This window comes from Kluyvera huaxiensis, assembly GCF_040149365.1.
Lineage (GTDB): Bacteria > Pseudomonadota > Gammaproteobacteria > Enterobacterales > Enterobacteriaceae > Kluyvera > Kluyvera intermedia_A.
Genome location: NZ_JBEFLV010000009.1, coordinates 112,620 through 136,935 on the forward strand (window position 1 = coordinate 112,620; position 24,316 = coordinate 136,935).

Below are 24,316 nucleotides of genomic sequence, written 5' to 3' on the forward strand. Positions count from 1 at the left end.
GTTTTCCACTGCCTTAAAACTACAGCAGCGCTTTCGCTTTCGCGACAACATTGTCGACGGTGAAGCCGAACTCTTCGAACAGAAGCTCTGCCGGAGCAGACTCGCCGAAGGTGGTCATACCGACGATAGCGCCGTTCAGACCCACGTATTTGAACCAGTAGTCAGCGATACCCGCTTCCACTGCCACGCGAGCGGAAACCGCTTTCGGCAGTACGGATTCACGGTAAGCCGCGTCCTGCTTGTCGAATGCGTCGGTTGACGGCATGGAAACCACGCGCGCCTTCACGCCTTCGGCGGTCAGTTTTTCGTAAGCGGCAACCGCCAGCTCAACTTCAGAACCGGTCGCGATGAAGATAAGCTCAGGCTGACCCGCGCAGTCTTTCAGCACGTAGCCACCGCGAGCGATGTTCGCCAGCTGCTCTTCGGTACGTTCCTGCTGTGCCAGGTTCTGACGGGAGAGGATCAGCGCGGTTGGGCCGTCCTGACGCTCTACGCCGTATTTCCACGCTACCGCAGATTCAACCTGGTCACATGGACGCCATGTGGACATGTTCGGGGTCACACGCAGAGAAGCAACCTGCTCTACCGGCTGGTGAGTTGGGCCATCTTCGCCCAGACCGATGGAGTCGTGGGTATATACCATGACCTGACGTTTTTTCATCAGCGCAGCCATACGTACGGCATTACGTGCGTATTCAACGAACATCAGGAAGGTAGAGGTGTATGGCAGGAAGCCGCCGTGCAGGGAGATACCGTTGGCAATAGCGGTCATACCGAATTCACGCACGCCGTAATGGATATAGTTACCCGCGATGTCTTCGTTGATTGCTTTAGAACCGGACCAGATAGTCAGGTTAGACGGCGCCAGGTCAGCAGAACCGCCGAGGAATTCTGGCAGCAATGGACCAAAGGCTTCAATCGCGTTCTGAGAAGCTTTACGGCTCGCGATTTTGGATGGATTCGCCTGCAGTTTAGCGATGAACTCATTCGCTTTCGCGTCGAAGTCTGCTGGCATATCACCTTTCATACGACGGGTGAATTCAGCCGCTTCCTGAGGGAAGGCTTTCGCGTAAGCAGCAAATTTCTCGTTCCAGCTAGCTTCTTTTGCCTGGCCTGCCGCTTTTGCATCCCACTGCGCATAGATGTCAGCTGGGATTTCAAACGGTGCATATTTCCAGCCCAGCTGTTCGCGGGTCAGTGCGATCTCAGCGTCACCCAGCGGCGCACCGTGGGAATCGTGAGTACCTTGCTTGTTCGGAGAACCGAAACCGATGATGGTTTTGCACATCAGCAGGGACGGTTTGTCGGTAACAGCACGGGCTTCTTCTACTGCGCGTTTAATCGCTTCAGCATCGTGACCGTCGATACCACGAATAACATGCCAGTTGTAGGCTTCAAAACGTTTCGCGGTGTCATCGGTGAACCAGCCTTCAACGTGGCCGTCGATGGAGATGCCGTTGTCATCGTAGAACGCAACCAGTTTGCCCAGTTTCAGGGTACCGGCCAGGGAGCACACTTCGTGAGAAATGCCTTCCATCATGCAGCCGTCGCCCATGAATGCATAGGTGAAGTGGTCAACGATGTCGTGGCCAGGACGGTTGAACTGTGCCGCCAGCGTTTTTTCTGCAATCGCCATGCCCACGGCGTTAGCAATGCCCTGACCCAGTGGGCCAGTGGTGGTTTCAACACCTGCGGTGTAGCCGACTTCCGGGTGGCCCGGAGTCTGGGAGTGCAGCTGACGGAAGTTTTTCAGCTCGGACATCGGCAGATCGTAGCCGGTGAGGTGCAGCAGGCTATAGATCAGCATGGAGCCGTGGCCGTTAGACAGCACAAAGCGGTCACGGTCAGCCCAGGACGGATTTTGCGGGTTATGGTTCATAAAATCACGCCACAGGACTTCGGCAATGTCAGCCATACCCATAGGGGCACCCGGGTGACCGGATTTGGCTTTCTGTACTGCGTCCATGCTCAGCGCACGAATAGCATTAGCAAGCTCTTTACGTGAGGACATTTTGACTCCAGTTCGGACTGTTGAAGGCTAACCCTAACGCCACGAGGCGCGCACGTTACGGGCTGTGCCAGAAAAAAGTGCCAACAATGTAACCTATGCGACAAAGCATGTACATGGAGCATCCTTTTGCGAATTCAGAAATCTCTGGAACAGAGGTTAACAAGATGTAATCTGCTCGCCCGCAACTTACGATATTCTTTATACTTAACGTCACTCTGGCGATACGATTCCAGGGCACTATCAGATAAACGACTTTGGAAGCACTCTCATGAAAAAACGGGCGATTGTTCTGGCTTTCGGCGCGACTTTACTGCTTAGCGGCTGCCAGAATATGGATTCAAATGGCTTATTAAACTCAAGCACAGGCGCACTGCAGGCGTTCTCCTTGAGCGATCAGCAGGTACAAGCTCTGAGCGATCAGGCCTGCAAGGATATGGACAGCAAAGCTACCATCGCTCCGGCCGGCAGCGACTACGTTAAACGATTGAATAAGATTGCCGCAGCCCTTGGCGACAACATCAACGGCCAGCCGGTGAACTACAAAGTCTATGTGGCGAAAGATGTTAACGCCTTCGCTATGGCCAACGGCTGCATCCGCGTGTACAGCGGCCTGATGGATCTGATGAACGATAATGAAGTCGAAGCGGTTGTCGGCCACGAAATGGGCCACGTCGCGTTAGGCCACGTGAAGAAAGGCATGCAGGTGGCCATCGGTACCAACGCGCTCCGCGCGGCGGCAGCCTCGGCGGGCGGCATCGTCGGTAGCTTGTCACAGTCGCAGTTGGGCGATCTGGGTGAGAAGCTGGTTAATTCACAGTTCTCCCAGCGCCAGGAGTCAGAAGCGGACGACTATTCCTACGACCTGCTGCGCAAACGCGGCATTAACCCAACCGGACTTGCCACCAGCTTTGAGAAGCTGGCGAAACTGGAAGATGGCCGCCAAAGCTCGATGTTTGACGATCACCCTGGCTCGCAGGAACGTGCGCAGCACATCCGCGATCGCCTGAATGCCGACGGCATTAAATAATCATTTTACGGGGGGCAATATTGCCCCCTTGCTATAATAAGCAAAAAATATTAAAAATAGCTAAACGGCATTAATTGATAACTTAAGCGCACAAACCGTTAAATATATGCAAACTTCAACCACGAAGAATATATTAGCAATAACCGTACAGCACCTTCACTCATCCTATAAATGAATATATAAGTATATTATTCCTCTCCATGAAAGGCTTTTAGCCACATATTCAAATAGTCCATACCTTCGAAGCCAAGCCAGCCACAGCCTGCCCTGTGCGTACAGACTGATGAAGCAATCGTTGATGCGACCATTGCTTTTGACACGTATTCAGGCGACTATCGAAATTGTAACAACACAATTCGACAGTGATATAAATAGAGAAGTTCCCGCCGTGAAAAATAAATTAGCGTTAATAACATTAAGTATTATTGCCTCTGCGCCGGCTTTCGCCAGCCAACAATCTGCAAGTCAGGGATTCGTTGACGACAGTCATTTAGATCTGTTTTTACGCAACGCCTATATCAAACGCGACTATCGCGATGGCCTGCATGATAAAAGCGAATGGGGCCAGGGGATTATTACCACCTTCGAATCCGGCTTTACTCAGGGCCCTATCGGCTTTGGCATAGACGGTATCGCGCAGTACGCCGTACGCCTTGATGGTGGCCGCGGTAACAGCGGCGCGGGCGGCATCGACTTCTTTGCCCAGGACAACGACGGGCGGGCGAAATCCGACCTGGCTAAGTTTGGCGCCACCGCCAAAATGCGTTTCTCCAACACCGTATTAAGCTACGGTAGCCAGCGTCCGGCGCTGCCAATTATCACCGCCGATGAGTCGCGTCTGCTGTACGAAAGCTACACCGGGACCATGCTGACCTCGCAAGAGATCGCCGGTCTGGAAGTTAACGCCGGTTACCTGACCGACGAGCAGCGTAAAAGCGATGACAGCCACAACAGCGGCCTGAAAAGCATTACCTTCGGCGGCGCCAGCTATCAGTTCAACGACCAGTTGAGCGGCGCTCTTTATGCCTCCCACGTGGAAGATGTCCTCAACAAGCAGTACCTCGGTCTGAACTACGCGCAGCCGCTGGCCGACTCGCAGAAGCTGGTCTTTGATTTCAACGGCTATAACTCTCGCCTTGAGCAGGAGTACGCCGATTCGCTGGATACCGGTCGCAGCAACTCCATCTGGAGCCTGGCCACCAGCTACATTTGGGATATTCACACCTTCAAAATCGCCTACCAGCAAAGTAGCGGCAGCACCGGCTATAACTACGGCGGCTACCAGAACCAGGGCGGCGTCGGTGACGGCGGCAATACCATCTGGCTGGCAAACTCCTACTGGTCTGATTTTAACGGTGAAGATGAACGTTCATGGCAGGCGTCCTATGCGCTGGACTTCGGCGGTCTGGGCTTACCGGGTCTGAGCTGGACTACCGCCTACGTTCGCGGTGACAACATCAAAACCGCAGAGACCAACAACGGCAAAGAGCACGAGTGGTTTAACCAGGTGCAATACCAGGTCCAGGACGGCCCGGCGAAAGATCTGAAATTCAAAGTTCGCTACTCGGTGCTGCGCGTATCCAGCAACGCCAGCGACTATAACGTCAGCGGCAACGAAGTTCGCGTATACGTCGAATATCCGTTCAACGCGTTTTAAGATTTTCCCCACCGTTCGGTGAGAATAAACAGGCCCCTTTCCCGCCAGGGAGAGGGGCCATTTTTTAGCCTTAGTACAGCGTCTTCTGCGGTGGCCCGGCAAACTTCAGCGCGCCAATCTGCCCCATTTTGACTTCAACCACCGATGGGCCCGGCATGGCGAGCGCTTCGGTCATCACCGCAGTGAAATCCTCCGACCGATCCACGCTCCACGCCTGCAGACCAATCGCCTGCGCCAGCAGAGTAAAGTCAGGCGTATGCAGCTCATTAAAGTACTGGCGCCCGCCGAAATACTTATCCTGAATGCCGCGCATCACGCCGTAGCCGCCATCGTTCATGATAAGCAGCGTCACGTTGGCCTTCTCCTGCGCCAGCGTCGCCAGTTCGCCGAGATTCAGACTCAGACCACCGTCACCAACCAGCCCAACAACCTTGCGCTGTGGATTGGCAATTGCGGTGCCGATTGCCATCGGCAGTCCCATGCCAATCGCCCCGGCTAACGAATGAATATTCATGAGTGGGCCGTTGGCGCGGAACAGACGGCTGCCCCACAGGCTGCCGGAAACGGTAATGTCGCGAACCAACAGGCCATCCTCCGGCAGCGCCTGGGCGATAGCATCGTTGAGTTTGGCATACTCGCCGCACTGCTCGCGCAGCCCCTCTTCGGCTTTCACCACCGCACCGCGCACCAGCGCATCCCACTGCGCGTTGCCCCACTCGCGCCCCTGCACTCTGTCCGCCAGCGCCGTCAGCAGCGCCGAGCAGTCGGCAATCAGCGTGTTATCCATCAAATAGTTGCGGCTGGCCGCCGCCGGGTCGATATCAATTTGCACGCGTGGATGCGGCAGTTCCAGCGTCCACGAGCGCGTTTCATTGCTGCGCAGCCGTGACCCGGCGACCAGCGTAAAATCACAGCCCGACATCACCGCCTCAACCGACGGTGAGTTGTGGAACGCCCGCAGGCTCGCGCGGTGGCTATCCGGCAACACGCCGCGCGCGTGGGTACTGGAGATAACGGTCATTCCCGCATCGGCCAGCTTTTTCACCGCCTCAGCGCAACCGAGCGCACCACCGCCCAGCCACAGCAGAGGCAGTTTCGCCTGCTTGAGCTGCGCCCACAGTGCATCCACCGCGTGGCTGTCCACACTCTCTACACCGCGCGCTTTGACCGGCGCGGTCACCAGCGACAGCGGGATCTTCGCCCCTTGAATATCAATCGGGATTTCAACCGACACCGGGCCACACGGCGGCGTTTGCGACTCCTGAATCGCCTTGTGCAAAATGGCGATAGCCTGATTGGCATTGCTGATGCGATAGGCGCGCTTCGAGCTGGCCTTGAGGAAGGTCAGCTGGTCGCGGGTTTCGTGGATAAAACCGGTATCCGCATCCAGCCACGCTTTTTCCACCTGGCCGGTCAAATGCAGCAGAGGGGTGCAGGCGTTCATCGCCTCTACCAGTGCACCGACTGCGTTGCCCGCCCCGGCGCCGGTGCTGGTCAGTGCCACGCCCAGCCCGGAAAAGCGGCCGTGGGCATCCGCCATGGTGACCGAGCCCGCTTCACCGCGCGCCGGCACAAAGCGGATGTTGCCACGCTGGCCGACCGCATCGGCAATCGGCAGGTTATGAATCGAGATGACGCCATAAATGGCTTCAACGTGATACTGCTCCAGCGTTCTGGCGATAGCGTCGCCGACGGTAATCATTTCGCTCATTGCTCACCCTTTCTTAATCGCACCAGTGGTTGACGCCATTACCCGTCGCCAGATAAATGCTCTTTTGCTGCATCCAGGCCTTTAATCCCTGAATGCCCTTTTCGCGGCCCAGACCGCTCTCTTTAAAGCCCCCAAACGGGGTCGAAATCGAAAAGACTTTGTAGGTGTTGATCCACACCGTGCCGACTTCCAGCGCGTCGCTTAAGCGCAGAGCCCGCCCGGTATCACGCGTCCAGATACCGGCGGCCAGGCCGTAAATAGAATCGTTGGCTTGGGTAATGAGCGCCGCCTCGTTGCTAAACGGTATGGCAATCACTACCGGTCCGAAGATCTCTTCCTGGCAGACGCGGGCCTGATTATTCAGCCCCTCAATAATGGTCGGCATAAAGAAGCTGCCCGCCGCCAGCGCCGGGTCGGCCGGAACCTCACCGCCGCACAGCACTCGCCCGCCTTCGCGCTTCGCCAGCTCGACATACTCCAGCACGCTTTGACGATGTTTTTCATTGATAAGCGGCCCCAGATGGGTATCGGCGCTAAACGGATGGCCGACGCGTAAACCGCGGGTTAACTCCAGCAGGCGAGCCATCAGCGGTGCATAAAGCTGCTCGTGAATGAACAGGCGCGATCCCGCAATACAAGCCTGCCCGGCTGAGCTGAAAATGCCGTAGCAGATCCCGCGCGCGGCCAGTTCAATGTCGGCATCTTCCAGCACGATGGTGGGGGATTTCCCGCCCAGTTCGAGAGACGTTGGGATCAGCTTTTCCGCCGCCACGTGCGCCAGATGGCGTCCAGTGGTTGTGCCGCCGGTAAAGGAGATTTTTCGCACCAAAGGGTGGCGCGCCAGCGCATCGCCAATCACCGAGCCTTTGCCCGGCAGTACGCTCAACAGGCCCGCAGGAAGCCCGGCTTGTTCAAAAATACGCGCCAGCTCGAGCGCCATCAGCGGCGTGGCTTCGGCGGGTTTTAAGATGACCGCGTTGCCAGCGGCAATCGCCGGGGCGACTTTTTGCATCTCGCTGGCGATAGGGGAGTTCCACGGCGTAATGGCTGCCACCACGCCCAGCGGCTCATAGCGGCTCAACGTCAGCAAATCCTGCTGACGCGGGGTCGGCAGCTCGCCTTCCAGCAATTCACAGGCAGCGGCAAAATAGCGCGCGGTACCCGCCGCGCTCATCACCAGCCCGCACGCTTCCGCCAGCGGTTTGCCGTTATCGCGGCTTTGCATCCGCGCCAGCTCATCGACGCGCGATTCAATATCGTCCGCCACCTTATGCAGCAGCTTCGCCCGCTGGTGCGGCAGCGTATTGCGCCACTGCGGGTCACGCCACGCGCGCTCTGCGCACTCAATCGCTTCCTGCAAATCCTCAAGGCTTGCCGCATTCAGCGTAGCGTTGACGGAACCGTCGGCCGGGAAATAGCTGCGCATCGCCTCTCCGCCGCCGAGACGCCAGCTGCCGCCAATAAAAATCGATAATGTTTCCATAACAACCTCTTAGCGCATCGCCAGTTCACGGCAGGCGCGAACCGCGCTTAATGCTGCCAGGGTGGAGGTTTTAGGGTTGCTCGCCAGCGGCAACCCGCTGAGTTCCAGATGGAATTCGCCAAACAGCCCTTTGACGTGAATGGTGTGGGTATTACGTTGAGTGGCCGGGTCGACCATCAGCTGTACCCGGGTTTCGTCCATGCCTACGCCGCCAAGCGCTACGGTCGCCGCCACGTTGGCATTGGCCGGAAACAGTCTGGCCGCCTCGCGGGCGCTGCCCTCAAAAAACACCTGCGCTTCAGAGACCGCATTAAGGTCGATAAGCTGCTCGGCATAGCTGCCGCGCCAGCTGGCCGGGCTTTTACGCGACTGATAGGTCACGTGTTCCAGACCGCCTTCTTTCGCCGCCGCCAGACCGTCAATCCCCGCCACCGCGCCGGACAGCAGCGTTAACTGGCCCCCGGCATTCTGCAAACGTTGCTCCAGCGCGCTATCTGCCAGCGCACCGGTGGAAATCACCGCCAGATGCCAGCCGCGCGCCAGCACCGCTTCGCCGTACTGGGCCACCGCCTGTTGGCTGGCGCATTCCAGTACTAAATCCGGCGCGTCGAGGCATTCCTGCGGTGAAGTCAGTGCTTCCACCGTAGTGCCAAACTGGGCGTGAATAGCCGCATGATGCGGTTCGCGCGCCACAATCCAGCCAATCGCCACCTGCGGCGGCAGGCGTTCAATCACCGCCTGCGCCATGGCACCGTAGCCAATTAACATGATCTTTTTCATGACGCGTCCTTAAAGGTGACGGCAGAAACCGCCGGAGACATCCAGCGCTGCACCGGTGGTAAACGAGGCCAGCGGAGAGGCGAGGAATAACAGCGCCTGCGCCGGTTCCTGCGGTTTGCCAAGGCGTGCCATTGGAATACCGCGCTTGCGGGCAATCTCCGCCGTCCACTCCGTCCAGCCCTGACTTTTATCGCTACGATTCTCAAAGCGGCGTCGCCACTGGCCGGACTCAACCATCCCCAGCAGAATGGAGTTCACGCGAACCCCTTTATCCACCTGCTCTTTTGACAGCGTCAGGGTCATATTCAGCAGCGCCGCGCGGGCCGCCGACGTGGCAATCATGTGTTCTTCCGGCTGCAGCGCCAGCAGCGAGTTCACGCAGGTAATTGAGGCGATATCCGACTGCTCCAGCTGCGGCAAAAACGCCTGCACCGGGTTAATGACGCCAAACAGTTTGAGCTCCGCTTCATGCAGCCATGCTTCGCGTGGGGTATCGGCAAAATGCGCCACGTAGCCCTGTCCGGCGTTATTGATAAGCATGTCGACGGCACCAAAGCGCGCGTTGACTGCGTCGGCAAACGCCTGTACCTCTTCACTTTTAAGCACGTCACAGCAGCGAGAGAAAATCTCGCCTGCGGGATATTCGTTTTGTAAGGTCGCGTGCGCGCTGGCGAGCCTGTCGGGATCGCGGCCGCAGAAGGCGACTTTTGCCCCCTCTCCCAACAGCAGGCGCAGCGTTTCAAAACCGATGCCTGAAGATCCTCCGGTGACTACCGCTACACGGCCATCAATTTGTGCATTCATCGCGCACCTCTTCTTTAATCCGTAAAAGCTGTTGATTGAAATATTCGTGGTTATCGAGATAGCTGGCGTGCCCGCCCTGCGGTATCGCGATGTACGGCATGGCGTATCGCAGCGCTAGTCCGTGTACCAGCTCCGGTTGGGTAATGGCATCCTGCTCGCCGCACCACACCTCAAACGCCCCGGCATAAGATTTCAGCCAGCCGTGAATGTCGTCATGCGCCAGCATCCACGACGCCGCCAGATAGCCCTCGGAACGCAGCTTGCGCATCCCGGCGGCCACGGTGGCGATATCCGTTTCGCGCGCACCGGGGCGCAGCAGCTTCGCCGCGCGGGTCTGCGCCAGGATTTCGCCGCCTAACGCGATTTGCTGCTCGCGGCTGCGCCACACGTTTTCACGCTGTTCCGGCGAGCTTTGACCGTAGCCCTGCGCCGCATCGGCCAGCACCATGTGCAGCACGTGCTGCGGGTACTTCGCCGCAAAGGCGCAGGCCACTAGCGCACCGAGCGAATGCCCTACCAGCACCGTTTGCGTCACGCCGGCCTTGTCGAGTAACGCCGCCAACGCATCGGCGTAATCACCGGCATTGGCACGCGTCGCGGCTAACATCGGGCTTTCGCCATAACCCGGCATATCCCACGCCAGGACGCGAAAACCGGGGAGCGCCATCTGCTTATGCCACGAGGCGGCTCCGGAGCTAATACCGTGCAGCAGCATCAGCGGGATACCGGTTCCCTGCTCACGAAAACCCGTCATCATGCCCCCCTTAGCTCCGCTTCACTTTGGACAGCGGATGATCCGCCGGATAGGTCGGAATATGCGGCTTCTGTGTGCCGAGCATGACGCACATCAGCGCTTCCTCTTCACCGTGGTTAAACAGCCCGCGGTAAATTCCCGGCGGAACAGAAATCAGGTCACGTTCGTGCAGCACGGTTTCGGTGTACTGGTCGCCGTCCTGGATCATCAGCGTGATCTGCCCTTTGAGCATGAAGAACACCTCCTCAACATCATCATGCAGATGCAGCGGCCCTTCGCACTTCGACGGCAACACCATCGTCGAGAAGGTGAAATGCTCGGCGGGAACGGTGTTGGTATCGCTCGCCACGCCGGTCGCCCCGGTGCCGATATAGCGCATCTGCGCACGGCGATATTTCGGGTCATAGTCGGCCTGGAACTTCAGCGCATTCCAGTCATATTTGCGGCCTTCGAAACGCGCGATACGCGATTCGACCCACTCTTCCATGGTCAGATGGTCAGGTTTAATGCCCGGTTTTGCGGTTACAGTTGAATCAGTCATGACACTCTCCTCAATAACGTCTTAGCAGCGGCAGTAACAGGAAGCAGCCCACCGCCGCCATCACCGCCAGAAAAATCAATCCGGAATCCATGCTGTGAGTGAACGCGATAAGCGCGCCCATTACCGCTGGCGACAACGCCCCAGCAAAGTTTCCCAGCCCGTTGAAAATGCCCCCCGCCGTGGCGCTCACCCGTGGATGCGTCGCTTTAGCCAGCAGGGCAAAAATGTTGGGCGCACCGGTTCCCCACATAAAGGTGCTGAAGCTCATCGCGGCGATAATCGCCAGCGGGGTATCAAGATGCATCACCATCGCCAGGCCGACGCCGGCCCCCGCCATCGAGATAAAGCAGGCGGCGGCGCGTTTATCGACCCGGTCCGACAGCCATGCACCAATCACTTCCCCCGCCAGCATGGCGATGAACGGCATCGATGAAAGCCAGCCCGCGTGTTCAAGGTGGATACCTTTGCCCTTAATCAGATAGCCCGGCAGCCAGCCGTTGATGCCCCACAGATAGGTCAGGAAGGTGATATTAAAGATGCAGATAATCCAGAAGTGCGGGCTAACGAACAGCTCGCGGCGCGCCGCCCGCCGTTCGTCCTGCGAGGTCTGGGTCGTCGCGGTTTTCGTCTCCAGACGAATGCCGCGCAGACCGATACGCACAAAAATCAGCACCGGTACGGTGAGCATTGCCATCACGAAGAAGGTGCTCTGCCAGCCAAAGGTGTTGAGCAGCCAGAGGGAAAGCGGGAAACCAATCGCCGCGCCCACCGGCGTACCGAGCAGCCACAGCATGGTGGCCCGCGCCTGCAGGTGCTGCGGAAAGTTGTGGCGGACGATGGCAAACGCCAGCGGGAACAGAGGCCCTTCGGCCACGCCAAGTAAAATGCGCAGCACAATCATCAGCGTGTAGTTATGGGTAAAGCCCATCGCCACCATCAGTACGCACCACACTGCCATCATGCCGGTCAGCAGGCGCAGCGGCGCAATCTTGTCACCGAGTCCGCTTAAAAAAACGGAGGAGAAACCGTAGCTCAGCAAAAAGGCGCTCATCAGAATACCAAGGCGCGTGGTGTCGAAATCAATGCCCATCGCCTGCTGAAAATGGCCGTCGGAAAACAGCGCAGCAATGCTGATTTTGTCGAAAAAGGCCAACAGTACGCAGGCCAGCAGCGACAGCGGAATGGCCCAGCGAACGGCTTTTTCAGGCGTACGGATGCCCTCACCGCTCGCCTCAACCGGCGCGGTGTTCGTCTCTAATGTGGTCATTTATCCCCCCTGAGGGTGCGCGTGTTTTAGCGTAATGACATCAGTGAAAAGGTCGGGTCAGCGAGCGGTACGTCCGACAAATCTCGTCCCGCCGCCATCCAGCGTTTTGCCAGCTTGACGGTGCGCGCATCGTTAAACGCCACCAGCTGCGTGAGCCGTCCGTTATCATCCAGCGAGAAATAAAGGGCATTATCGCGAACGATGGTTTCACTCCCCCGGGATGGGATCCCGAGGATCTGAATGTTGTATTGATATTGATCCGACCACAGCCACGGCGCTTCGTCATAGCCTGCGGCCTGCGGGTCGAGCATCGCTTTGGCCGTTGCCACCGCCTGGTTTTGCGCAAAGGCCCACGACTGAATACACAGGCCATAGTGATGGTGCTGAGCCACGTCACCGGCGGCGAAGATAGCCGGATCAGAAGTCCGTCCCTGCGCATCTACCACGATCCCCTGCGCGATGTTCAGCCCGGCATTGCGCGCCAGTTCGAGGTTGAGATCGACACCGATCCCCACCACTACCGCGTCGAAGGTTTCGCGTTTGCCGTCGCATTGAATCACCGGGCGACCGCTATCGTCCCCCAGCTCCAGTCCACCGCAGCCGGTGCGAATATCCACGCCCTGCTGGCGATGCATCAGCGCTAAATGCGCTGAAACATCGCGGCTGACCGAGCGCATGCACAGCGCCGGCTGCTGCTCGAACAGCGTCACCGCAACGCCGCACTTGCGCGCCGAGGCGGCAATTTCGAGCCCAATCCAACCGCCACCAATAATGGCCAGCCGTTGGCTTTGCGCCAGCCGCTGCTTCAGACGCTGCGCATCCTGCCAGTGGCGTAAGGTATAGACCTGCGGGTGATTAGCCCACGATGCGCCCGGCAGGCGTGCACGGCCGCCGGTCGCGATCAGCAGCTGGTCGTAGGCCAGAGATTCGCCGTTGCTCAGGCGTACCGTTTTTGCCACGCGATCAATCACCTCAGCGCGCTGCGGGCGATACCAGCGCAGATTCAGATTCTGCTGCACCTCTTCGCTGAACAGACGCGGCAGCGCGGCATCGGGTTCCAACAGGGAGGCCTTCGACAACGGAGGGCGCTCGTAAAAATCCCACGCCTCTTCCGCCACCACGCAGACTTCACCGCTAAAGCCTTCATCGCGCAGCGTTTTTGCCGCCCAGCCGCCCGCCTGACCGCCGCCAATAATGACAATGCGCGCCGTCATACCGCCTCCGACTTCTGCTGCTGGCGACGAGTATCATGATCAATCCCGCCTTCAACAGCCCATTCGGTAAACGACACCAGGGAGTGCTCCAGCTCGCGCGGCTGCCAGTTTTCCGTCAGGTAGTCATCGTTGGTGTAGTACTCAAACGCGCCGCCGGTTGGGCTGTTGACGTACCAGAAATAGGCCGAGGAGACAGGATGGCGGCCAGGACCGATAAACGTGCTCCAGTCGTGCTTGTTCATAGCGATACCGCCGCCAATCACCTCATGGATATCACGCACGGTGAACGCCACATGGTTCAGCCCACGTTTCCGATTTGGCAACTGGAGTAAAAAGAGGTTGTGATGACCGCCGCGTGCGCCGCAGCGCAGGAACACCGCGCGGTTGATGTAGCGGTCAGAGACCTGGAAACCGAGCACGTCGCGATAGAATTTCTCCACCGCCGCCAGCTCTTCCACAAAGAACACCACGTGGCCGACGTTAATCGGCTCGGCGCGTTGGTAAACCGGGCTCGGAGTGTCGATGCGGCGCACGTCGCCCCACTGATTAATCGGCTCAACGTTGAGTTCAACCGGCACCTGCTGGCTAACCTGCACCCGCAGCGTCATGCCGTTCGGGTCGAGACACTCCAGCGCACCGTCCACTTCACGAAAGCCCGGCTGAACCGCCAGTTTCGGTCTTAGCGCGTCAAGACTTTGTGAGTCCGCCACCGCCCAGGTCATGCGGCGCAGGGTATTCCCCGCCTCAAAGGCCGGCGGAAGATCGGGACAATCGGTAGCATTCAGTTCGACGCTCGCGCCGCTTAAGGTTGTAAAACGCTGGCCGCTGGCGTCGCCGGTCAGGCCAAAATCATGCATAAATTTGGCGCAATGCGTCAGGTTATCGACGCCAAATTCCAGCTTTTCTATTCCAATCACGCTCATCACAGGTTGCCTCATTTACCGTTTATCGCCCAAATTTGGGCGTAAGACATGCCCGACGCCCTTCGGCGCCTAGAGTTAACTCACTGATTTAACTGGCTTGAGAAAGATGCCCTAAGAAGCCAGAAATTTTGTCCGCCGCCAGGCAAACCTCCTGCTGCAAACGCACTCTGTCGGTTTGCGGGATCTCCTCGGCGGGCACCAGAATGCTCACCACCGCGGCCACCCGGCCGCTTCGGTCATAGACCGGATAGACGATGGAAGAGATGCCGTGGCGGAAGAAGGATTCGCCAATCACATAACCGCGCGCTTTATCCTCCTGCACCATCTGCCACAGCGCTTCACGCTCGAAAAGCTGACCCGGCGTGTTACCCGGCAGCCGCTCCTGCGGGAACAGCTGTTCAAAATCAGCGCGGGAGAGATCGGTCAACAGCATGCGCCCCAGCGACGTACAGTGCACCGGCAGTCGCGTACCGATACTGACCTGATTAATCCGTGAACCGGCGGCGCTGACGCGGGCGATATAGATAATGTCGCGGCCATCGCGAATCGCCAGATGGCTGCTGCATTGACTGGTGTCGCGCAGCTGTTCAATCACCGGCTGACCTACCTGAGCAACATCCAGCGAGGCGATATATTCAAAGCCCAGACGCAGCACGTTCATGCCGAGCGAGAAGGTATTGGTGCGCGTATTGCGCTCCAGAAACCCCATGTACTCCAGCGTCTGCACCACGCGATAGGCGGTGGCTTTCGGCATATCGACCAGCCGGTGCAGTTCGGCAAAGGTCAGATCGCGATGCTGCTCGCCGAAGGCCAACAGCAGCTGTAAGCCACGTTCCAGCCCCGGCACCAGATATTTCACTTCCTGATCGTTCGCCATATGCACTCCACCCTCAGTTAAAAACAAAACCGCCGTTGACCGGGATCAGCTGGCCGGTAATAAACCGCGACAGGTCGCTTAACAGCCAGACCACGCTGCCGGTGACATCTTCCGGCTGCTGCGCGCCGCTAAGCGCGCGCCCGTTTTCATACAGCTGGTGACGCTCCGCAGGCACATATTCTGTGGCCTCGACGCGGGTTAGCCCCGGCGCAATGGCGTTGATATGAATGCGTTTTTCACCCAGTTCGCGGGCCATTGAACGCGTCATGGCAATCACCGCCCCTTTGCTGGCGACGTAGGCCATCAGACGCGGCGCGCCCCACAGCGCGGTGTCCGAAGCCACGTTGACGATGCCCGATCCTTCGCGCAGCAGCGGCACCGCCGCACGGGTGACCAGCCAGGTGCCTTTGACGTTAACCGTCATCACCCGATCCCAAAGATCCGCATCGTAATCGAGCATGTTTTTACCGCCGACGCCGGTAGCCATCGCCGCGTTGTTAACCAGACCATCAATCTGGCCCTTTTCAGCGATCGCGCTGAACGCGCTGTCGATCGAGCGTGTATCCGCCAGATCGATAACGTGCGACTCGATGGTATAGCCCTGCTCGCCCAGCCCGTGGGCGCTTTCGGCAAGCTCACCTGCCAGAATGTCGCACATCACCACCGCCGCGCCCTGTTCCGCACAGGCTTTGGCAAAGTGGTAGCCCAGCCCGCGCGCCGCGCCGGTAATCACGATCCGTTTGCCGTTCAGAAGGCCATTCATCAGGCCGCTCCTTGCTGCTGTTCCCGGAGTGCCAGCTGTTCTTTGGCCGCCTTTTGCATCATGCGGCGCAGGCGGGACAGCCCCACGTCATGCTGATAGAGGTATTCGTGTTCACGGGCGTTTGGCGCCAGGCTTTCGAGCACCACGCGGTCTTGTTCCAGCACTTCCCAATGCAGTTTTTCCAGGCGATTGCGGTACATGAAGCGCCACATATCGCGCTGCCAGCCCTGTACGCGGCGGATACGCCAGAAGAACACGCGGCAGTGATCGTTATCTTCCGGCACCACCATGCCGACGATAAAGAAGTGGCCACCCGGCCCAAAGCGTTGTTTGTACGGAATCGACAGGCGCATCCAGTAGGTGCCGCTGTTGCCCAGCTCCACCCAGTCAAAGTTGACGCCGCTTTGGCCTTTTTTCTCAAAAATGAAGCCGGTCTTAGTGGGCTGCAGTACCATATCGGCCTTGCGATCGCCTTCGGCCATCGAGTGCGAGGAGGAGTGCAGGTAGGTACCGTGCATCGGGTCCATCACGTTTTCCAGCGCGTACTGATAGTTACAGTCCCACGCCGCGGTGCACAGGAAGTTGCTGTAGGCTTCGCCGTCGGCCAATTCCGTTGGGAAGGTTAATTCGTCGGGCTGCTGATCGGCGGTGACCCCAAACCACAGGAAAATCGCGCCGTGCGCTTCTTGCACGTTATAGCTGCGCACGCACTGCTGGCCCACCAGCGGGCATTTATCGACAGCGGGGACATCTTTGACTTCGCCGTTACCCGCCACTTCAACCCCGTGATACCAGCAGGCGATGCGGTCGCCCAGGTTCCAGCCCATCGACAGACGCGCCCCGCGGTGCGGGCAGCGGTCTTCCAGCGCCTGTACCTGGCCATCTTTGTTACGCCAGACCACAATCTGTTCGCCAAGGCGAGTAATGCCCACCGGCGCCGACTGGACTTCCCAGCTAGCCAATACCGGATACCAAAGGCCGCGCAGGCCCGTGTCGAGATAGTTTTGTACGCTCGTCGTCATCGCCCTGCCCTCAGTAACCATTAACCTGTAAGAATGCCTGGAAGCTGCTGTCGCTCCACGGCTCACCCTGCTGGTCGTGCATGCGGGCCGCGTTCAGCCCATTGACCAGCGCAGGGAGCGTATCAACGCCCTGTTCGAAGAGTGTCTCCAGCGCTGCAATCAGATTCAGTTCCCAGTTTTCAGGGGCGCGGCTGCGGGTCTGCCAGATGAGATTTTCGTAGCTGCCCGGCTTATGAATCGCACCGTTGCCGCCTTCGGCTGGCGGGGTGAACTGACGGCTCTCCGGCAGCGCCGGGTTAAAATTCTGGGTTTCGCTCATGCCACGGTCTCCTCGATAAACGTAATCTGAATCTGGTTCTCAAATACCCGAACCGGGTAGCGGTTGAGATTGCGGCCGCCGGGACCGTGCAGACACTGGCCGGTTTTGACATCGAAAACGGCCTCGTGCAGTGGGCACTCCACCTTACCGTCTTCGACAAAGCCCTGGCTCAACAGCGCATAGGCGTGGGGGCATACATCTTCCAGGGCAAAATATTCACCGTCGATCAGATAAATGCCGATCTCTTTGCCTTCGATATTGCCGCTAAAAGGGAAATCTTCCTGTACTTGCTCTGCGTCACATACGCCTATCCAGCTCATCGCGATCCTCCAGGCTTTTGTTTCATATATGAAACTCTGTTTCTTATTTAATACGGTCAATATAAAAGCGATGAGTCTGACGTCAAGTAGGAATGTGACCGAATTGTTAATCTCGAGAGGTTTAATTAACTAAGTGTGCAAAGGATCACGAAAAAATGCAGAGATATGAAATTTTCATAAAAAGAAACGTCAGGAATACGTTTTATTAATGACCTCTGTTTTTTAAAAATAGATATTGACTTGTTCCTGGATTAGTCTCTAAAAATTATTAAAGGCTACCATGATGCAGTTTCATAGATGAAACAAGTTATTATTTTTCATATATAAAACAATGAGTTTCATATATGAGCCATTTTAGAACCGTGATAGTAACCAGAATAACAATATAAACCGATAAAAATCATTGAGGCAGAATTTATGACGGCAAGATGGCAAGGCACAATAGCATTACTATTGTTAATTATTATTTCATACGTCGACCGGGTAAATATCTCGGTGATGATTCTCAACCCGGAATTCGCCGATCATTTCCGCCTAAATGAAAACAGAATGTTACAAGGAATGCTAATGACCTGCTTTCTTCTGGGTTATGGTTTTTCCGCTTTACTATTAACTCCGGTTATTGAAAATCGCCTTAATTACCGACAAGGCCTGCTGGGCAGTATCCTTATTTGGGCGGTGGTATGCGCCATATCACCGCTTCTGGGATCGTTGATGGGCATGCTGGTGGCGCGCATCATTCTGGGCATCGCCGAGGGGCCGCTGTTCTCACTGAAAACGCGGTTTATCAGCGATAACTTTAGCGCTGATGAGATAGGCAAACCCAACGCGGTTACCGCGCTGGGCGTCTCTTTGGGGCTGGCGGTTGGCTTTCCGCTGGTCACCTGGACAATGACCCACTTTGGCTGGATGGGATCGTTCTACGCGCTGGCGGTGATGAACCTTTTGCTCGGCGGCGGCCTCATCTGGCGCTTTCTCCCCGCTCCTCACCGAGAAGCCAAACGCTGCAGCGCGGGCTTTGTGCAAACCTTCAGCCTTGCCTGGCGGACGCCACTGCTGGGCTGGATCCTGCTGGTTGAAATCGCCACGTTGAGCTACCTCTGGGGCAGCAGCGCCTGGCTGCCGGCATGGCTGCGTGATGAACACCATTTCTCGCTGCACGCGACCGGTTTTCTCGCGGCCATTCCTTTCATCCTGAGCCTGGGTTCTAAGTTTCTCGGCGGCGTCCTGCTCGACAAAATGCGTCCGGACCAGGCACCGATACTGTTTGTGGCCGGCGGTTTGCTCACGGCCCTTTCGGTGATGGCGCTGATGTTGAGCCACCAACCGGCGATGCTGGCGCTGTTTATGCTTTCGGCGAATATCTTCTGGGGATTACAAGGCGCGGCGATTCCGGCGGTGGTACAGCATCACGCTGCGCGGGAAGTGGTGGGCAGTGCTTATGGGATTATCAATGGGATTGGCAACATCTGCGCGGCGTTTATTCCGCTGTTGATGGGGATCGTCATGAAGTCGGTGGGTTCGGTCAGCTCCGGATTTTCGGTGCTGGTTGCCTCGCAGATTATCACGCTGCTGGCGGGGGGAATGCTGCTGCTGCGCATGCGTCGCGCAGCAGCAGTGAGCGTGTAAGGCTTATTCGCCTTTTTTCGCCGCCTGGATATAGAGCATTTCCAGCGCCAGGGTCGCAGCGGCCAGCGCAGTTATCTCAGACTGGTCGTAGGCCGGAGCGACTTCAACCACGTCCATACCGACGATGTTGAGATCTTTGAGGCCACGCACCAGTTTAATCGCGCGATCGGAGGTCAGACCGCCGATCACCGGCGTACCGGTACCCGGTGCAAACGCCGGATCCAGGCAGTCGATATCGAAGGTCAGATAAACCGGCATATCGCCAACAATCTGCTTAACCTGCGCGATGATATCGTCCACGCCGCGATCGTTAACCTGGCAGGCGTCGAGCACGGTGAAGCCGTTGTCTTTATCGAACTCGGTACGAATACCAATCTGCACCGAGTGATTAGGGTCAATCAGACCTTCGTTTGGCGCGGTGAAGAACATGGTGCCGTGGTCAAATTCGCAGCCGTTAGCATAGGTGTCGGTATGGGCATCAAAGTGCACCAGCGCCATTTTACCAAAATGCTTGGCGTGCGCGCGCAGCAGCGGCAGGGTCACGAAGTGGTCGCCGCCAAAGGAGAGCATGCGCTTCCCGGCAGCCAGCAGTTTTTCTGCGTGCGCCTGCAGTTTTTCGCTCATTTCACGGGCATCGCCGAAAGCGTAAACCAGGTCGCCGCAGTCCACTACGTTCAGACGCTCGCGCATGTCGAAGTTCCACGGGAAGCGGTTGTGCTCCCAGGCCAGGTTGGTGGAAACCTGACGAATCGCCGCCGGGCCGTGACGGCCACCGGCACGACCGGAGGTCGCCATATCAAACGGTACGCCGGTAATCACCCAATCTGCATCGCTATCGTACGGCTGGAAGTTCATCGGCAGACGTAAAAAACCAAACGCGTTGGAAACCAGGGAGTTGTCGTATTGATGACCTAAGGTGCTCATGTGCTGACCTCTTGTAAAATCATGCTAAAAAAAATCCCCTCCGCGTCGTTAGGCCCGACGAGGAAGGGATTGATTTGGGTTACTGCTTATATGGGCGAATTATCGCCGTTATTTTGTGCGGATACAAGCGATGTGCGCTTGTCCCCTCTCCCAGAGAGAGAGGGCCGGTTAACTTACTCGTCTTCGAGATAAGTATAGCCGTACAGTCCAGCTTCAAACTCTTCCAGGAACTGCTGCTGCAGCTCAGCGTCCAGATCGGTGTTTTTCACCTGGTCGCGGAACTGGGTTAACAGCGTGTTCGGATCGAGCTGTACGTACTGCAGCATATCCGCCACGGTATCCCCTTCATCGGACAGCTCAACTTCCACGCTGCCGTCAGGGAAAACGAACACGTCAACCGCTTCGGTATCACCGAACAGGTTGTGCATGTTACCGAGGATCTCCTGGTATGCACCGACCATAAAGAAGCCCAGCATCGGCGGGTTATCGACGTCGTATTCCGGCATCGGCATCGTAGTGGCAATACCGTCACCATCGACATAATGATCGATAGCGCCATCGGAATCACAGGTAATATCCAGCAGCACCGCACGACGTTCTGGCGCCTGATTCAGCCCTTCCAGCGGCATCACCGGGAACAGCTGATCGATACCCCACGCATCCGGCATCGACTGGAACAGGGAGAAGTTGACGTAAATCTTATCCGCCATACGCTCCTGCAGCTCGTCGATAATCGGACGGTGTGCACGGTTGCTTGGGTCGAGCTGCTTTTGCACTTCATGGCACATGTTCAGATAGAGCTGTTCCGCCCACGCTCGCTCCTGCAGGCTAAAGGTGCCTGAAGAGTAGCCGACATGAATATCGTGCAGATCCATCTGGCTGTCGTGCAGCCATTCACGCAGCGAGCGACGGGTGCCCGGCTCATGCATTTCCTGCCAGGTTTCCCACATGCTTTGCAGGGCACGCGGCGCGTCTTCAGCCGGAGGCGTGGCTTCGGTGTTTTCGCTACGCTCAACGCCGATAATATTAGAGACCAGCACCGTATGGTGCGCGGTTACCGCACGGCCGGATTCGGTTATCACCGTCGGGTGCGGCAGGCCATGTTCTTCACAGGCATCGCCGATCGCCCAAATGATGTTGTTCGCGTATTCATTCAGGCCGTAGTTCACGGAGCAATCAGACTGCGAACGCGTACCTTCATAGTCCACGCCCAGACCGCCGCCGACGTCGAAGCACTGAATATTCACACCCAGCTTATGCAGTTCAACGTAGAAACGGGCGGATTCGCGCACGCCAGTGGCGATATCGCGAATGTTGGCCATCTGCGAACCGAGGTGGAAGTGCAGCAGTTGAATGCTGTCCAGACGGCCGCGTTCACGCAGAATTTCGACCAGTTGCAACACCTGGTTTGCCGCCAGGCCAAATTTGGATTTTTCACCGCCGGAAGACTGCCACTTACCGGAGCCTTGAGATGCCAGACGCGCGCGGACACCCAGACGTGGAACCACGTTCAGACGCTCGGCTTCTTCCAGCACGATGGCAATTTCGGACATTTTTTCGATGACCAGATAGACCTTATGACCCATCTTTTCACCGACCAGCGCGAGGCGAATATATTCACGGTCTTTATAGCCGTTACAGACAATCACGCTGCGCGTCATGCCCGCATGCGCCAGCACGGCCATCAGCTCGGCTTTCGAACCAGCTTCCAGCCCCAGCGGTTCACCGGAGTGGATCAGCGATTCAATCACGCGACGATGCTGGTTCACCTTGATTGGGTAGACGAGGAAGTAATCGCCTTTATAGCCATAGGATTCACGCGCGCGTTTAAACGCCGCGTTAATCGAGCGCAGACGATGCTGCAGGATCTGCGGGAAGCAGAACAGCGCAGGCAGACGTTGCCCCTGCGCCTCACGGGCTTTAACCAGCTCAGCAAGGTCAACGCGGGCGTCCGGAACATCAGGGTCCGGGCAGACGCTGATGTGGCCAAGCTCGTTGACGTCGTAGTAGTTATTGCCCCACCAGGCAATGTTGTATGTGCGTAGCATTTTGCTAGCTTCCTGGGAGCTCATCGCAACCTCCTGCATGGAACGTAGTACACCGCGTTCGCCTGCTGACGAAAGCGAATCCAATGAAATGTCGTCAGACATAGCGAACCTCAATTATTTATAACAAGTGTAAAACAGTTAACTACTATCGCAGCGTAACGTTGCGATAACAACCCATAAACAGACGGATTAGCCAGCAGAACATGCTGGCGCGCCGACTGTGCGACCGGTTTCTTATTCATATCATTGTAAAACACGCATCTGAACCCGGTATGACGGTTCAGCGAAACCACGAGAAAACCCTTGCCACAGCAAGAGCGCCCTTGTTCAGTCTTCAGTTACCTACCGGCTCTGGAGTCCTGAGAAGCGCCGAAATGGGTATAACATCGGCTGGAATGCAAAGCAGAAATGGGGGTTGCGGGGAGTATGTCTGCGCCAGAACGGCACGACAAAATCGGCAGAATACAACGGTTCATTATCTCGTATCACCTCCACGGTCGCCCCACATAGATAAAAGGACGAACCAACAAGCCAAAGCAAAAGTTTTAGCCCGGCTGGAAGTGGCGACACGTAGAAAATGACGTGTGCTTATTGGTATGAGCCGCGCGCGGCGTTTTATACCCATAAGGCAGGAAAAAAGCAAAACATAAATGTGTGCGTTGACGACAGTGTCAGGAAAAATTTCCATTCCATTGAGCAGCAGAATGAGAGGCATCTCAAAAAAAACTGGCAATGGGATGAAGATGTGACCTAAAATAGCCGTCCAGATGTTAATCCATCTATACCGATTAACACTCAGACTGCCAGTGACAGCAACGTACAAGTCCGTGGTAGAATCCTCCATCGTGACTATGCAGCACGACAGTTCGAGCTAACCAAATTCCTATTGGGTGATATTAAATATGGCAAAACACCTTTTTACGTCCGAGTCTGTATCCGAAGGGCATCCTGACAAAATTGCGGACCAAATTTCTGACGCCGTGCTGGACGCGATCCTCGAGCAGGATCCTAAAGCCCGCGTAGCGTGCGAAACCTACGTCAAAACCGGTATGGTGCTGGTCGGCGGTGAAATCACCACCAGCGCATGGGTTGATATCGAAGAGATCACCCGTCAAACCGTTCGCGAAATTGGCTATGTGCATTCGGATATGGGCTTTGATGCCAACTCCTGTGCGGTACTGAGCGCTATCGGTAAACAGTCTCCGGACATCAACCAGGGCGTTGACCGCGCTGACCCGCTGGAACAGGGTGCGGGCGACCAGGGCCTGATGTTTGGCTATGCAACCAACGAAACCGACGTGCTGATGCCAGCGCCAATTACCTACGCACACCGTCTGGTGCAGCGTCAGGCTGAAGTGCGTAAAAACGGCACCCTGCCGTGGCTGCGTCCGGATGCGAAAAGCCAGGTGACCTTCCAGTACGACGACGGCAAAGTTGTTGGTATTGACGCCGTGGTTCTGTCTACCCAGCACGCTGAAAGCATCGATCAGAAATCGCTGCAGGAAGCGGTGATGGAAGAGATCATCAAGCCAGTTCTGCCAACCGAGTGGCTGAACGCATCAACCAAATTCTTCATCAACCCAACCGGTCGTTTCGTTATCGGTGGCCCAATGGGTGACTGCGGTCTGACCGGTCGTAAAATCATCGTTGATACCTACGGCGGCATGGCTCGTCACGGTGGCGGTGCATTCTCCGGTAAAGATCCTTCTAAAGTTGACCGTTCCGCAGCGTACGCCGCGCGTTATGTGGCGAAGAACATCGTTGCTGCTGGCCTGGCTGACCGTTGTGAAATTCAGGTTTCCTACGCTATCGGCGTGGCAGAGCCAACCTCCATCATGGTTGAAACCTTTGGTACCGAAAAAGTACCAACTGAACAGCTGATCCTGCTGGTACGTGAGTTCTTCGACCTGCGTCCATACGGCCTGATTCAGATGCTGGATCTGCTGCACCCGATCTACAAAGAGACGGCAGCATACGGTCACTTCGGTCGCGAACATTTCCCATGGGAAAAAACCGACAAAGCAGCCCAGCTGCGTGAAGCGGCTGGCCTGAAATAAGCCCTGCCTCCTCGATAAAAGCCAGCCTCGCGCTGGCTTTTTTTATGCCTGCCTATCCCCCCATCTACGTATGAATTTACATTTCCACACAAACTGATGAAAGCGATTACATAATCAAAATGGCGCGGATAAAGCCTTTCCATGTCGCACTAAAACGCCTTTTCAACTTTATGCGTTGTGTTTCA

Annotated in this window: 23 protein-coding genes; 4 read left to right on the forward strand and 19 right to left on the reverse strand. The window is 56.9% G+C overall.

The features are described from left to right. Positions 1-19: 19 nt before the first annotated feature. Positions 20-2,011, reverse strand: a complete 1,992-nt coding sequence (gene tkt, locus ABOC97_RS11620) for a transketolase (RefSeq protein ID WP_349597602.1) — start codon at positions 2,009-2,011, stop codon at positions 20-22. 268 nt (positions 2,012-2,279) lie between these two features. Between tkt and loiP the strand changes: the two genes are divergently transcribed. Together loiP and ABOC97_RS11630 are read left to right on the forward strand one after the other, a co-directional pair. Further along, positions 2,280-3,038 (forward strand): metalloprotease LoiP, encoded by a 759-nt coding sequence (loiP, locus tag ABOC97_RS11625; RefSeq protein ID WP_349597604.1) that lies wholly within the window; start codon positions 2,280-2,282, stop codon positions 3,036-3,038. A 388-nt stretch (positions 3,039-3,426) separates the two neighbouring features. Then, a complete protein-coding gene (locus ABOC97_RS11630; protein WP_349597606.1) occupies positions 3,427-4,695 on the forward strand; it encodes an OprD family outer membrane porin in 1,269 nt (422 codons plus the stop codon). Between the two features lie 70 nt (positions 4,696-4,765). Here the strand turns inward: ABOC97_RS11630 and ABOC97_RS11635 are convergent, their stop codons facing one another. The 14 genes from ABOC97_RS11635 to ABOC97_RS11700 form a co-directional block, all read right to left on the reverse strand. Continuing rightward, a complete protein-coding gene (locus tag ABOC97_RS11635) occupies positions 4,766-6,406 on the reverse strand; it encodes a thiamine pyrophosphate-binding protein (RefSeq protein ID WP_349597608.1) in 1,641 nt (546 codons plus the stop codon). A 13-nt stretch (positions 6,407-6,419) separates the two neighbouring features. Further along, positions 6,420-7,889 (reverse strand): aldehyde dehydrogenase, encoded by a 1,470-nt coding sequence (locus ABOC97_RS11640; protein ID WP_349597610.1) that lies wholly within the window; start codon positions 7,887-7,889, stop codon positions 6,420-6,422. 9 nt (positions 7,890-7,898) lie between these two features. Beyond that, complete coding sequence (locus ABOC97_RS11645; protein ID WP_349597611.1) at positions 7,899-8,669, reverse strand: aspartate dehydrogenase; 771 nt, start codon at positions 8,667-8,669, stop codon at positions 7,899-7,901. Between the two features lie 9 nt (positions 8,670-8,678). Next, positions 8,679-9,473 (reverse strand): SDR family oxidoreductase, encoded by a 795-nt coding sequence (locus tag ABOC97_RS11650; RefSeq protein ID WP_349597613.1) that lies wholly within the window; start codon positions 9,471-9,473, stop codon positions 8,679-8,681. Next, the gene (locus ABOC97_RS11655) at positions 9,457-10,227 is read right to left on the reverse strand and encodes an alpha/beta fold hydrolase (RefSeq protein WP_349597753.1); all 771 of its coding nucleotides are present in this window, start codon (positions 10,225-10,227) and stop codon (positions 9,457-9,459) included. The genes ABOC97_RS11650 and ABOC97_RS11655 overlap by 17 nt, the downstream gene beginning before the upstream one ends. A gap of 10 nt (positions 10,228-10,237) precedes the next feature. Continuing rightward, positions 10,238-10,768 carry a cupin domain-containing protein gene (locus tag ABOC97_RS11660; protein ID WP_349597615.1) on the reverse strand — a complete coding sequence of 177 codons (531 nt, stop codon included), beginning with the start codon at positions 10,766-10,768 and terminating at the stop codon, positions 10,238-10,240. 10 nt (positions 10,769-10,778) lie between these two features. Further along, entirely contained in the window at positions 10,779-12,035 is a 1,257-nt protein-coding gene (locus ABOC97_RS11665; RefSeq protein WP_349597617.1) for an MFS transporter, read from the reverse strand. 26 nt (positions 12,036-12,061) lie between these two features. Beyond that, positions 12,062-13,249: an NAD(P)/FAD-dependent oxidoreductase gene (locus ABOC97_RS11670; protein WP_349597619.1), complete on the reverse strand. Its 1,188-nt coding sequence runs from the start codon at positions 13,247-13,249 to the stop codon at positions 12,062-12,064. Next, positions 13,246-14,172: a VOC family protein gene (locus tag ABOC97_RS11675; RefSeq protein ID WP_349597621.1), complete on the reverse strand. Its 927-nt coding sequence runs from the start codon at positions 14,170-14,172 to the stop codon at positions 13,246-13,248. The genes ABOC97_RS11670 and ABOC97_RS11675 overlap by 4 nt, the downstream gene beginning before the upstream one ends. An 88-nt stretch (positions 14,173-14,260) precedes the next feature. Then, positions 14,261-15,049: an IclR family transcriptional regulator gene (locus tag ABOC97_RS11680; protein WP_349597624.1), complete on the reverse strand. Its 789-nt coding sequence runs from the start codon at positions 15,047-15,049 to the stop codon at positions 14,261-14,263. Positions 15,050-15,062: 13 nt separating this feature from the next. After that, on the reverse strand, positions 15,063-15,812 hold the full coding sequence (locus ABOC97_RS11685) for an SDR family oxidoreductase (RefSeq protein WP_349597627.1): 750 nt from the start codon (positions 15,810-15,812) through the stop codon (positions 15,063-15,065). Continuing rightward, positions 15,812-16,834 carry an aromatic ring-hydroxylating dioxygenase subunit alpha gene (locus ABOC97_RS11690; protein ID WP_349597630.1) on the reverse strand — a complete coding sequence of 341 codons (1,023 nt, stop codon included), beginning with the start codon at positions 16,832-16,834 and terminating at the stop codon, positions 15,812-15,814. Before ABOC97_RS11690 ends, ABOC97_RS11685 begins: the two co-directional genes overlap by 1 nt. Before the next feature lie 10 nt (positions 16,835-16,844). Then, on the reverse strand, positions 16,845-17,153 hold the full coding sequence (locus ABOC97_RS11695; protein ID WP_349597633.1) for a recombinase-like helix-turn-helix domain-containing protein: 309 nt from the start codon (positions 17,151-17,153) through the stop codon (positions 16,845-16,847). Continuing rightward, positions 17,150-17,473, reverse strand: coding sequence for a Rieske (2Fe-2S) protein (locus ABOC97_RS11700; protein WP_349597636.1), 324 nt, complete (start codon positions 17,471-17,473; stop codon positions 17,150-17,152). The genes ABOC97_RS11695 and ABOC97_RS11700 overlap by 4 nt, the downstream gene beginning before the upstream one ends. Before the next feature lie 417 nt (positions 17,474-17,890). Between ABOC97_RS11700 and ABOC97_RS11705 the strand changes: the two genes are divergently transcribed. Then, positions 17,891-19,102, forward strand: a complete 1,212-nt coding sequence (locus tag ABOC97_RS11705) for an MFS transporter (RefSeq protein WP_349597638.1) — start codon at positions 17,891-17,893, stop codon at positions 19,100-19,102. 3 nt (positions 19,103-19,105) lie between these two features. On the opposite strand, the gene speB is transcribed toward ABOC97_RS11705, so the two are convergent. From speB to ABOC97_RS24050, 4 genes are all read right to left on the reverse strand, one after another. Then, complete coding sequence (speB, locus tag ABOC97_RS11710; RefSeq protein WP_025757725.1) at positions 19,106-20,026, reverse strand: agmatinase; 921 nt, start codon at positions 20,024-20,026, stop codon at positions 19,106-19,108. A 173-nt stretch (positions 20,027-20,199) separates the two neighbouring features. Beyond that, positions 20,200-22,176, reverse strand: coding sequence for a biosynthetic arginine decarboxylase (gene speA, locus ABOC97_RS11715; protein WP_072129034.1), 1,977 nt, complete (start codon positions 22,174-22,176; stop codon positions 20,200-20,202). A gap of 8 nt (positions 22,177-22,184) precedes the next feature. Beyond that, the gene (yqgB, locus tag ABOC97_RS11720) at positions 22,185-22,316 is read right to left on the reverse strand and encodes an acid stress response protein YqgB (RefSeq protein WP_349597756.1); all 132 of its coding nucleotides are present in this window, start codon (positions 22,314-22,316) and stop codon (positions 22,185-22,187) included. Positions 22,317-22,412: 96 nt separating this feature from the next. Further along, complete coding sequence (locus ABOC97_RS24050; protein WP_459253821.1) at positions 22,413-22,550, reverse strand: hypothetical protein; 138 nt, start codon at positions 22,548-22,550, stop codon at positions 22,413-22,415. A 426-nt stretch (positions 22,551-22,976) separates the two neighbouring features. Here ABOC97_RS24050 and metK point away from each other — a divergent pair, with 426 nt between their 5' ends. Beyond that, the gene (metK, locus tag ABOC97_RS11725; RefSeq protein WP_349597642.1) at positions 22,977-24,131 is read left to right on the forward strand and encodes a methionine adenosyltransferase; all 1,155 of its coding nucleotides are present in this window, start codon (positions 22,977-22,979) and stop codon (positions 24,129-24,131) included. Positions 24,132-24,316 lie beyond the last annotated feature (185 nt).